This window comes from Tsukamurella sp. 8F, assembly GCF_029167375.1.
Classification (GTDB): domain Bacteria; phylum Actinomycetota; class Actinomycetes; order Mycobacteriales; family Mycobacteriaceae; genus Tsukamurella.
The window spans coordinates 37,809-48,169 of record NZ_JARFTP010000033.1 but is presented as its reverse complement, the minus strand read 5'-3'; the positions used below and the strand labels follow the sequence as shown (position 1 = coordinate 48,169).

Sequence of the window (10,361 nt, the reverse complement as noted above, 5' to 3'; positions counted from 1 at the left end):
GCCCCCCCGGCAGGAGACCGAAGAGCGGCTCGCCGACGTGACGACCGAGGCGGGGACGGAGGTGGCCCTGCGGGACAAGGAGCTCGAGTTGACGTCCTTCTACGACCGGGTGTCCACGGCCCGCGGACGGTGGCGCGGCGCCGCGGCATCGGCGGGCTACTCCGACGGTGCCCGCCGTGCAGGTGACCGCGCCGGCCGCAACGCGCGTCTGGGCGGCCACCATCCCGAGGTCGGCGGCACTCGCGGCGTGATCGGACGGTCGTCGTGAGCGGCCCGCGCAGCCCTTGGGAACGCCCGTCCGGTGACGGCGCCTCCGGCGGCGACGGGGCCGACGGGAGCTCGGGCGGCGACTACGGTCAGCGCCAGCCGGATCAGTACCCGGCTCTGGGCTATCCGCAGCAGGACCCGTACCAGCAGGGGAGCGGAGGACAGTACGCCGCGGATCCCCGATACCCGGGCGGGCAGTACCCCGCCGGGGGGTACACGGGGCCCCAGTACCCGGGCGCTCCCCCCTACCCGGGCGGGCCGGCCGGGCCCGAGTATCCCGGTGGCCCCCAGTACCCGGCCGGGCCGGGCGGGGGAGGCCGCTCGCGCACCGGACTGTATATCGCCGCCGGCGTGGCGACGGTTCTCGTCGTCGTGATGATCGCGGGCGCCATCATCTGGTCGACCGCGGGGAGCGGCAAGAAGACCACGCCGATCGCAGGTGGCGGCTCGACGACGTCCGCGGCACCGTCGACGTCGGCCGGCGGGGGAGGCGGCGCATGTGGCTACCCCGGCTCCGGGATCAGCGCGGCGATCACGACGCGAGTCACGTCCGGCCCCCTCTCGTTCCCGATCAGCGCCGCTCCGGACTGGACACCGCAGACGTACACGACCTACGCACAGAGCCGGGCGGCCGCGGGGCTCGTGAAGGCGCTGCCGGGCCAGCCCTGGCAGGCCGGCGCAGAGATCGGTCAGACCACCTGGTCGCCCGCGATCAGCTCGGCCGACGCAGCGACGAGGATGGTCGACTGCATCGCCGCCGGCGCCGGCTACAACTCGGCGAACCCGAAGGTCACCGGCAAGACGCAGCCGGAGGCCGTCAAGGTCGACGGGGTCGATGCGCACAAGGTCACGGCGGACATCCACGTCCAGAAGGACTTGGTCACGGTCGAGGGCGACCATCTGACCGTGATCGTCATCGAGTCGGCACCGCAGACCTACGTGCTGACGGATACCCCGATCGGCGACGCCTCGCTGGCTGGGGAGGCGCAGAAGATCATCGACTCGCTCAAGGTCGCGAAGGACGTCTGACCAACCGCGCTGGGCCGTCGCGGGTCTCGCCTGGCGAAGCAACGTCAGTTGTTCATCGCAATGGAGCGGGTTAATCTTGCAGGACTTCTCAGGACTGTCCGCTTCGGGGTAACGCTGTGTCGGTCGACTTGTAGTCGAGATGAAATGAGTCTCCTGGGTGCCCGCACCGCCCCACCGAGCCGCAATTCGAAGGGGTGACGCGAAAATGCGACTGCACGCTGTGCGAGCTATGGTGGCTGGCCTGACGGTTCTTGTGGTGTTGGTGGGATGCGGTGCGGAGCGGGGCGCGTCGAGATATAAAAGGCTATTCGAAGCTGAAATCTTCCAGGGGAGTGGCAAACTCGCGGCGGAATCCGAACTCGCTCCCCTGGCCGGCAACCGGATCATTCTGGATTCGACCGGAGAGTATCAAGCCGCCGCAGCAGTGTTGGGGGAGCGGATTCCCAGACCGAGCGCGAGCGCCGTGGCCGCTCTCATCGAGTCGACACCCGGTTCGTCCGCCGCGACGGAATATTCGAGTGCATGTTCCGCGGTCGGCCCTTCCAGGCGCGCGGAGCTCGTCACCCTTCTCGAGAAACGTTCGACTTATGAGAGGGAGGCAAGTGAATTAGAGGCGGCCATCAGTTCCCCGGACGCCACGACCGGACATGCGGCTGAGGCGCTTCACTGTATCGATCCGGCGAGGCTGATGCGCCACCGCGCCGACCTCGCACAGTACGTGGGGCGTACGGATATCTCGGCTGTGGCCTTCGTCAGGGTGCGGAACATCGTCGACCTGGGCGTTCCGTTCAGGGGAACGTATATCGAACAAGGGCGACCGGCACCTACCGACTGCGACGGGATCGGAGTCCCCAACGCCGTGGCCGAGGCGCAGCTGACCGGAAAGAACGGCCGGGTCGCCGAGTATGCGAAGGTGTGCTCCGCCCTCCCCAGGAACAAGCCGATGGACGTCAACGTAGTACGGGCCCTGAGCGAAGCACTCGCCGAATCCCGCATCAGTGAAGGCTATCGAGAGTGGCTCACGACGGCGGTATCGCAGGCTCTGCCCGGCGACGATGGCCTTGCCAAGGTCTATTCGGATAACAAGGGCAGCTGGGTCGATCAGATGACGCTGGTCGAACTATTGAGCCTCATCGGCACTCCGTACTATCCGAGCTGGATTCGCGATTCGGTGTACGAATACGAGCGCAAGGATGACCCGAACGAGCCGAACGATCTGATAGACCGTCTCGTCTTCGCAATCTGCGTGAAGGTCGGCGCGCAATGCCCCGCGGTCACAGCGAAGGTAGCCGGGTCGCTCGCCGCCGACGATCTCCGGAAGTTCAGTGAGAACGAGATCGAGCCGTGGCTGGTCACGTCCCGGGTGAATCGAATGCTCGGCAAACCCGCGCCGATCTTGGCCGACGAGGTCGCCAACGGTCTTGTATCGGATCCCTACGCTCGTGTCGACGTCGTATACGAGCTGTCACGTGGCCCGCAGAAGGAGGTGCTGAAAGCGCCTAAGATGATCGATCGACTCGCGGCGGCGACGATAGCCGCGATCGACAGAGGGGATCTGCTCTCGACGGCCGAGTTCGTGGGCGTCCAGGAGAACCTGGGGGTCCGGATTCCGGCGAATGTGGCGAAGCGGGTGTCCGAGTTACTCGGCCGACTGCGGGACGAACAGAGCTCGCTTCCCCTGATGTTTTCGTCCCTCGCACCGGTCGGAGGGCGGAGTAAGCCGCGCGACTGGGCGCACTCACTCGACAACACGATGGCGGGACTCAGACTGAAGAACTACCGATACCTGTAAGAGCGCTGCGGGACGATCGCCCTCAACACCCGTGGCGCGCCGGTTGTACTGTTCTCGGGTGTGTAGGTATCTGGGCGTCGAGGCACGGTGAACCGGCTGTACGAGGCGGAGACCCTGGTCCACGGGCTGTTCGACCATGCGGCGCGGTCGTCTGCGCACACTGTCGACTGCCTGGGGATCACACTCACGCTGCCGCCCGAAGCGCGTTTCGCTTCCGTCGAGTCGGTGCAGCGCTACGTCGACGACGTCCTCGTGCGGGTCGGCGGCCCGGGCGCGGTCCGGGTCCGGGCGCGCGCCGGCGCGACGCAGGCGCATTACGAGCCGGACTCCGCGGTGATCGCGGTGCCCGCCGGCCGGGACGGGCGGTGGGCGCTGCGGGAGTTGGTGGTTCTGCACGAGCTGGCGCACCACTTGGCGCCGCGCGGCACGCAACCGCACGGGCCGGAGTTCGCGTCGACTCTGATCGAGCTGGCGCGCGCCGTGATGGGGCCCGAAGCGGGGCTGGCGCTCGAGGTGGTGCTGCGTGAGACGGGCGTCCCCGTGGGCTGACCGGTGCCGATTTGGATCCGGCGCCCGTCGCCGGTAACATTCTCCGCTGGAATCCGGCAACCCGGATCGTTCCACCAAAGACCGTCGGTCATCGTGGCCGCCCCTCGGGCAGTCACGATCGAAGGCCCGGCTCAGCCGGCGACCCACGCAGGAGGACGAGGACCACGAAAGCGTGCGCTTCTAGCGCGTGCACTTCGAGCCCCGTGCGCCCCTGCGCCGGGGCTCTCGTCGTATGTGTCTCCTTCGTGTGCCGGCGCGCAACACTAGAGAGAGGAGGCGAAGTATGGCAAACGCTGAGAAGGTCGCCGCAGTAGCGGAGATCGCCGAGCAGTTCGAGAAGGCTACGGCCACCGTCGTCACGGAATACCGTGGCCTGTCGGTGGGCGGCATCACCGAGCTGCGTCGCTCGCTCGGGGCCGGCGCGACGTACTCCGTCGCCAAGAACACCCTGGTCAAGCGCGCGGCAGCTGATGCCGGCGTGCAGGGCCTGGACGAGCTGTTCTCGGGTCCGACCGCGATCGCCTTCATCGAGGGTGAGCCGGTCGAGGCCGCCAAGGCGATCAAGAAGTTCGCCAAGGACAACAAGAACCTGGTCATCAAGGGCGGCTACATGGACGGCAAGCCGCTGTCCGTGTCCGAGGTCGAGCGCATCGCCGATCTCGAGTCGCGCGAGGTGCTCCTGGCGAAGCTCGCCGGTGCCATGAAGGGCAACTTGGCAAAGGCCGCAGGCCTGTTCAACGCTCCCGCGTCGCAGGTCGCCCGCCTGGCCGCCGCGCTGCAGGAGAAGAAGGCTGCCGAGGCTCCCGCCGCGGCCGCCGAGTAAGACCGCTGATCCAGCGACACATCACATTTCCCTGCCTCGCGGATCAGCGAGCAAGGACTTAACGGAAGGACTATCGCCATGGCGAAGCTCACCACCGACGAGCTGCTTGACGCTTTCAAGGAGCTGACCCTGCTCGAGCTCTCGGAGTTCGTGAAGGCTTTCGAGGAGACCTTCGAGGTCACCGCCGCTGCCCCGGTCGCCGTCGCGGCCGCGGGTGCCGCGCCCGCCGCCGGCGGCGCTGAGGCCGCTGCCGAGCAGGACGAGTTCGACGTCGTCCTCGAGGGCGCCGGCGACAAGAAGATCCAGGTCATCAAGGTTGTGCGCGAGCTCGTCTCGGGCCTGGGCCTGAAGGAGGCGAAGGACCTCGTCGAGGGCGCCCCGAAGCCGATCCTGGAGAAGGTCGACAAGGAGGCCGCCGAGGCCGCCAAGGAGAAGCTGGAGGCCGCCGGCGCCAGCGTCTCGGTCAAGTAGTCCTAACTACTTCGCCTCGAACGGCCCCCACCCGCACGCGCGGTTGGGGGCCGTTCTGCGTCGCGGGACCGCGCAGGTCGGGGGTCCGCAAACGCGCCTGATTCGCGTGCATACGACGTGTCTGGACGAGTGCGCGAGTTGCCTGTCACTATCCGTACGCGCTGCGGTATGGTGCTGAGAGAATCCGTTGGTGTGGCCGGTGCCACATTCCGGTTGTCCGTTAGAAAGGCCGAGGCGTGGGCGTCGAAGTAACCACCAAGCACCTGACCAAGTCGTTCGGGTCGAACAACATCTGGACCGACGTGTCCCTCACTCTGCCGAAGGGTGAGGTGTCCGTGCTCCTCGGCCCGTCCGGTACCGGCAAGTCGGTGTTCTTGAAGTCCCTCATCGGCCTCCTCCGGCCGGAGGAGGGGGAGATCATCATCGACGGCACGGACATCCTCAGGTGTTCGTCGTCGGAGCTGTACGAGATCCGCAAGATGTTCGGCGTCCTCTTCCAGGACGGTGCGCTGTTCGGCTCGATGAACCTGTACGACAACACCGCGTTCCCGCTTCGTGAGCACACGAAGAAGAAGGAGAGCGAGATCCGTCAGATCACCATGGAGAAGCTCGAGATGGTGGGTCTGATCGGCGCCGAGGACAAGCTGCCGGGCGAGATCTCGGGTGGTATGCGCAAGCGTGCCGGCCTCGCTCGCGCGCTGGTCATGGACCCGCAGATCATGCTCGTCGACGAGCCGGACTCCGGTCTCGACCCGGTGCGTACCACCTACACCAGCCAGCTGCTCATGGACATCAACGCGCAGATCGACTGCACCACGCTGATCGTCTCGCACAACATCAACATCGCCCGTACGGTCCCGGACAACATGGGCATGCTCTTCCTCAAGCACCTCGTGATGATGGGGCCGCGCGAGGTGCTGCTCACCTCCGACGAGCCGGTCGTCAAGCAGTTCCTGTCGGGCTCGATGATCGGCCCGATCGGTATGTCGGAGGAGAAGGACCAGGGGCAGTTGGAGGCGGAGGCAGCACGCTTCGCGGCCGGCCAGTCCGACGGTGGTGTCGCCGTACCCGACGAGATCGCCCCGCAGATGCAGCCCACGCCCGGTATGCCGCCGCGCAAGGGCGAGCAGCGTCGCAAGGCGCGCGTCCGCGAGATCCTGCCCTCGCTGCCGGAGAAGGCGCAGGAGGCCATCCGACGTGACCTGGGCGACGACCCGGAGCCCGCCACCGTCGGAGCCTCGGCCGGAGGCTCTGCCCTGGCAGGCGCGGCGACCGACCAGCACGCGCAGCGCCCCAACCGGCTGGCCGAGTCGGCGGAGCCCGCCACGTCGGAGGTGCCCGTTCAGCGGCCCACCGACTTCGGCGGCAACGACGAGCCGACCGGCACGTACGAGATCGGACAGGACGCGACCGACCAGCTGCCGCGCTACCGAGACTGAGCCACCGGGAGACGGTCACGACAGCACCGGCTCACCCCGCGCGTCGGGGGAGGGCCGGTGCTGCCGTTTCAGTCACGGCGTGACGCGGTGGCGAAGATCACCCACGGTCCGTCTGTCCTGCTCGCGGAACCGCCCGAGGCCGCAGACGTGCAGCGGAAATTTTCCACGGATGCGGCGGTTTCGCTTGACGATCGGCCGCTCGCGCGCCACTCTTAACCGGAGAACGCGGAACACCGGTGCTCCTCCGGTAGCCAGTCGGTTCGCCCGGGTCCGCACTCGACCCCCTTGACGGGGTCTAGCTCGTTGCGGCTATTGACCCGCTCTGCTAATGTTGGACGTTGCGCTGGCTGCCTCCTGTCCAATCTGAATATCTGCCTGCTGTCAAGCAGTGTTCCTGTCTCAGGAAAGCCGTCGGCGGTTTCGATAACCCACTAGGCAAAGCAGAGGACGCATCTTGGCAGTCTCCAGCCAGACCACGACCGACGCAGACGAGATGAAGAACGGCAGCGGTGTCCCCGGGGCCCCGAAGCGCGTCTCCTTCGCCAAGATCACCGAACCACTCCCGGTTCCGGGTCTGCTCGATCTGCAGATCGATTCCTTTGAGTGGCTGGTCGGGTCCGAGGAGTGGCGCGAGAAGGCGGCCGCCCGAGGCGAGATCAACCCCACCGGCGGCCTGGAGGACATCCTGGCCGAGCTGTCCCCGATCGAGGACTTCTCCGGTTCCATGTCCCTGTCCTTCTCCGACCCGCGCTTCGACGAGGTCAAGGCCTCGCTCGAGGAGTGCAAGGACAAGGACATGACCTACGCGGCGCCGCTGTTCGTCACCGCGGAGTTCATCAACAACAACACCGGCGAGATCAAGTCGCAGACCGTGTTCATGGGTGACTTCCCGATGATGACGGACAAGGGCACGTTCATCATCAACGGCACCGAGCGCGTCGTCGTGTCGCAGCTCGTGCGCTCGCCGGGCGTCTACTTCGACGAGACCATCGACAAGTCGACCGAGAAGCCGCTGCACAGCGTCAAGGTCATTCCGGGTCGCGGGGCGTGGCTCGAGTTCGACGTGGACAAGCGCGACACCGTCGGCGTCCGCATCGACCGCAAGCGCCGCCAGCCCGTCACCGTGCTGCTCAAGGCCCTCGGCTGGACCAACGAGCAGATCGAGGAGCGCTTCGGCTTCTCGGAGATCATGCGGTCTACCCTCGAGAAGGACAACACGGCCGGCACCGACGAGGCGCTGCTCGACATCTACCGCAAGCTGCGTCCGGGCGAGCCCCCGACGAAGGAGTCCGCGCAGGCCCTGCTGGAGAACCTCTTCTTCAAGGAGAAGCGCTACGACCTGGCCCGCGTCGGTCGCTACAAGCTGGACAAGAAGCTCGGTCTGCCGGCGGGCGCCGACGGCTCGCGCGCCCTGGTACTCACCGAGGACGACATCGTTGCGACGGTCGAGTACCTCGTGCGTCTGCACGAGGCGCCGACGGACCAGCTGACCTACATGACCGTCCCGGGCGGCACCGAGGTCCCCGTCGAGGTCGACGACATCGACCACTTCGGCAACCGCCGCCTGCGCACCGTCGGTGAGCTGATCCAGAACCAGCTGCGCGTCGGCCTGTCCCGCATGGAGCGTGTCGTCCGCGAGCGGATGACCACGCAGGACGTCGAGGCGATCACCCCGCAGACCTTGATCAACATCCGCCCCGTCTCGGCGGCGATCAAGGAGTTCTTCGGCACGTCGCAGCTGTCGCAGTTCATGGACCAGAACAACCCGCTGTCGGGCCTGACCCACAAGCGTCGCCTGTCGGCGCTGGGCCCGGGCGGCCTGTCGCGTGAGCGCGCGGGCCTCGAGGTCCGTGACGTCCACCCGTCGCACTACGGGCGCATGTGCCCGATCGAGACGCCTGAGGGCCCCAACATCGGCCTGATCGGCTCGCTTTCGGTGTATGCGCGGGTCAACCCGTTCGGCTTCATCGAGACGCCCTACCGCAAGGTGGTCGACGGCCGGGTGACGGACGAGATCCTGTACCTGACCGCCGACGAGGAGGATCGCCACGTCAAGGCGCAGGCCAACGCGAAGGTGGACGAGGCCGGTCGCTTCACAGAGGACCGCGTCCTGGTGCGCAAGAAGGGCGGCGACGTCGAGTTCGTCTCGCCCGCGCAGGTCGACTTCATGGACGTCTCGCCGCGACAGATGGTGTCGGTCGCGACCGCGATGATCCCGTTCCTCGAGCACGACGACGCCAACCGTGCCCTCATGGGCGCGAACATGCAGCGTCAGGCCGTGCCGCTGGTGCGCAGCGACTCGCCCCTGGTGGGTACCGGCATGGAGCTGCGTGCCGCTGTCGACGCGGGTGACGTGGTCATCTCCGACAAGCCGGGTCTGGTCGAGGAGGTGTCGGCCGACTTCATCACGGTGATGGCGGATGACGGCAGCCGCAAGACCTACCGGCTGCGGAAGTTCGCGCGGTCGAACCAGGGCACGTGTGCCAACCAGCGTCCCATCGTGGACGCCGGGCAGCACGTCGAGGCCGGTCAGGTGCTGGCCGACGGCCCGTGCACCGACAACGGTGAGATGGCGCTCGGCAAGAACCTGCTCGTGGCGATCATGCCGTGGGAGGGCCACAACTACGAGGACGCGATCATCCTCAGCCAGCGCCTCGTGGAGGAGGACGTCCTGACGTCCATCCACATCGAGGAGCACGAGATCGACGCGCGCGATACGAAGCTGGGCGCGGAGGAGATCACGCGGGACATCCCGAACGTCTCCGACGAGGTGCTGGCCGACCTGGACGAGCGCGGCATCATCCGCATCGGTGCAGAGGTCCGCGACGGCGACATCCTGGTCGGCAAGGTCACGCCCAAGGGCGAGACCGAGTTGACCCCGGAGGAGCGACTGCTTCGTGCGATCTTCGGTGAGAAGGCGCGCGAGGTCCGCGACACTTCGCTGAAGGTGCCCCACGGCGAGACCGGCAAGGTCATCGGCGTGCGCGTGTTCAGCCGCGACGACGACGACGAGCTCGCGCCCGGTGTCAACGAGTTGGTCCGCGTCTACGTGGCCCAGAAGCGCAAGGTTCAGGACGGCGACAAGCTGGCCGGCCGCCACGGCAACAAGGGCGTCATCGGCAAGATCCTGCCCGCCGAGGACATGCCCTTCCTGCCCGACGGCACGCCCGTCGACATCATCCTGAACACGCACGGCGTGCCTCGTCGTATGAACATCGGCCAGATCCTGGAGACGCACCTCGGGTGGGTCGCCAAGGCCGGCTGGGATGTGCGGCTGCCCGACGGCAGCATGCCGGACTGGGCGTCGCAGCTGCCCGAGCAGATGTACTCGCAGCCGTCCGATACCAAGACCGCAACGCCCGTGTTCGACGGTGCGCGGGACGAGGAGCTCGCGGGTCTGCTGGGCTCGACGCTCCCCAACCGCGACGGTGAGGTCATGGTCGGCGGCGACGGCAAGGCCACGCTGCTGGACGGCCGCTCCGGTGAGCCGTTCCCGTACCCGGTCGCCGTCGGCTACATGTACATCCTGAAGCTGCACCACCTGGTCGACGAGAAGATCCACGCCCGCTCGACCGGCCCGTACTCGATGATCACGCAGCAGCCGCTGGGTGGTAAGGCGCAGTTCGGTGGCCAGCGCTTCGGCGAGATGGAGTGCTGGGCCATGCAGGCCTACGGCGCGGCGTACACGCTGCAGGAGCTCCTGACCATCAAGTCGGACGACGTGGTCGGCCGCGTCAAGGTCTACGAGGCGATCGTCAAGGGCGAGAACATCCCCGAGCCGGGCATCCCGGAGTCGTTCAAGGTGCTCCTCAAGGAGCTCCAGTCGCTCTGCCTGAACGTGGAGGTCCTGTCGTCCGACGGCGCCGCCATCGAGATGGCCGACGGCGACGACGAGGACCTCGAGCGCGCGGCCGCCAACCTCGGCATCAACCTGTCGCGCAACGAGAACGCCTCGGCCGAAGACCTCGCCAACTAAGCCCGCCGACCGACC

7 protein-coding genes and 1 pseudogene are annotated in these 10,361 nt (G+C 67.2%); all 8 read left to right on the top strand.

What is annotated here, in order from left to right; all coding sequences use genetic code 11:
* Nucleotides 1-268: pseudogene (locus P0W64_RS19170) on the top strand (hypothetical protein); the annotation flags it as partial.
* A complete protein-coding gene (locus P0W64_RS19165) occupies nt 265-1,296 on the top strand; it encodes a hypothetical protein (protein ID WP_275481769.1) in 1,032 nt (343 codons plus the stop codon). The pseudogene P0W64_RS19170 and the gene P0W64_RS19165, both read left to right, overlap by 4 nt.
* A gap of 688 nt (nt 1,297-1,984) precedes the next feature.
* Nucleotides 1,985-3,088: a hypothetical protein gene (locus P0W64_RS19160; protein WP_275481768.1), complete on the top strand. Its 1,104-nt coding sequence runs from the start codon at nt 1,985-1,987 to the stop codon at nt 3,086-3,088.
* A gap of 87 nt (nt 3,089-3,175) precedes the next feature.
* Nucleotides 3,176-3,637, top strand: coding sequence for a TIGR04338 family metallohydrolase (locus tag P0W64_RS19155; RefSeq protein WP_275481767.1), 462 nt, complete (start codon nt 3,176-3,178; stop codon nt 3,635-3,637).
* 283 nt (nt 3,638-3,920) lie between these two features.
* Nucleotides 3,921-4,460 carry a 50S ribosomal protein L10 gene (gene rplJ / locus P0W64_RS19150; protein WP_275481766.1) on the top strand — a complete coding sequence of 180 codons (540 nt, stop codon included), beginning with the start codon at nt 3,921-3,923 and terminating at the stop codon, nt 4,458-4,460.
* A 78-nt stretch (nt 4,461-4,538) separates the two neighbouring features.
* Nucleotides 4,539-4,931 carry a 50S ribosomal protein L7/L12 gene (gene rplL / locus P0W64_RS19145; protein ID WP_275481765.1) on the top strand — a complete coding sequence of 131 codons (393 nt, stop codon included), beginning with the start codon at nt 4,539-4,541 and terminating at the stop codon, nt 4,929-4,931.
* Nucleotides 4,932-5,167: 236 nt separating this feature from the next.
* Nucleotides 5,168-6,370, top strand: coding sequence for an ABC transporter ATP-binding protein (locus P0W64_RS19140; protein ID WP_275481764.1), 1,203 nt, complete (start codon nt 5,168-5,170; stop codon nt 6,368-6,370).
* A 493-nt stretch (nt 6,371-6,863) separates the two neighbouring features.
* Nucleotides 6,864-10,346, top strand: coding sequence for a DNA-directed RNA polymerase subunit beta (locus tag P0W64_RS19135; RefSeq protein WP_275481770.1), 3,483 nt, complete (start codon nt 6,864-6,866; stop codon nt 10,344-10,346).
* Nucleotides 10,347-10,361: the final 15 nt, after the last annotated feature.

Bases quoted from the DNA above. Each gene is read 5' to 3' on its own strand.
- P0W64_RS19160 (WP_275481768.1), top strand. From the start codon at position 1,985: ATGCGCCACCGCGCCGACCTCGCACAGTACGTGGGGCGTACGGATATC.
- rplJ (WP_275481766.1), top strand. From the start codon at position 3,921: ATGGCAAACGCTGAGAAGGTCGCCGCAGTAGCGGAGATCGCCGAGCAG.
- P0W64_RS19135 (WP_275481770.1), top strand. From the start codon at position 6,864: ATGAAGAACGGCAGCGGTGTCCCCGGGGCCCCGAAGCGCGTCTCCTTC.
- rplL (WP_275481765.1), top strand. From the start codon at position 4,539: ATGGCGAAGCTCACCACCGACGAGCTGCTTGACGCTTTCAAGGAGCTG.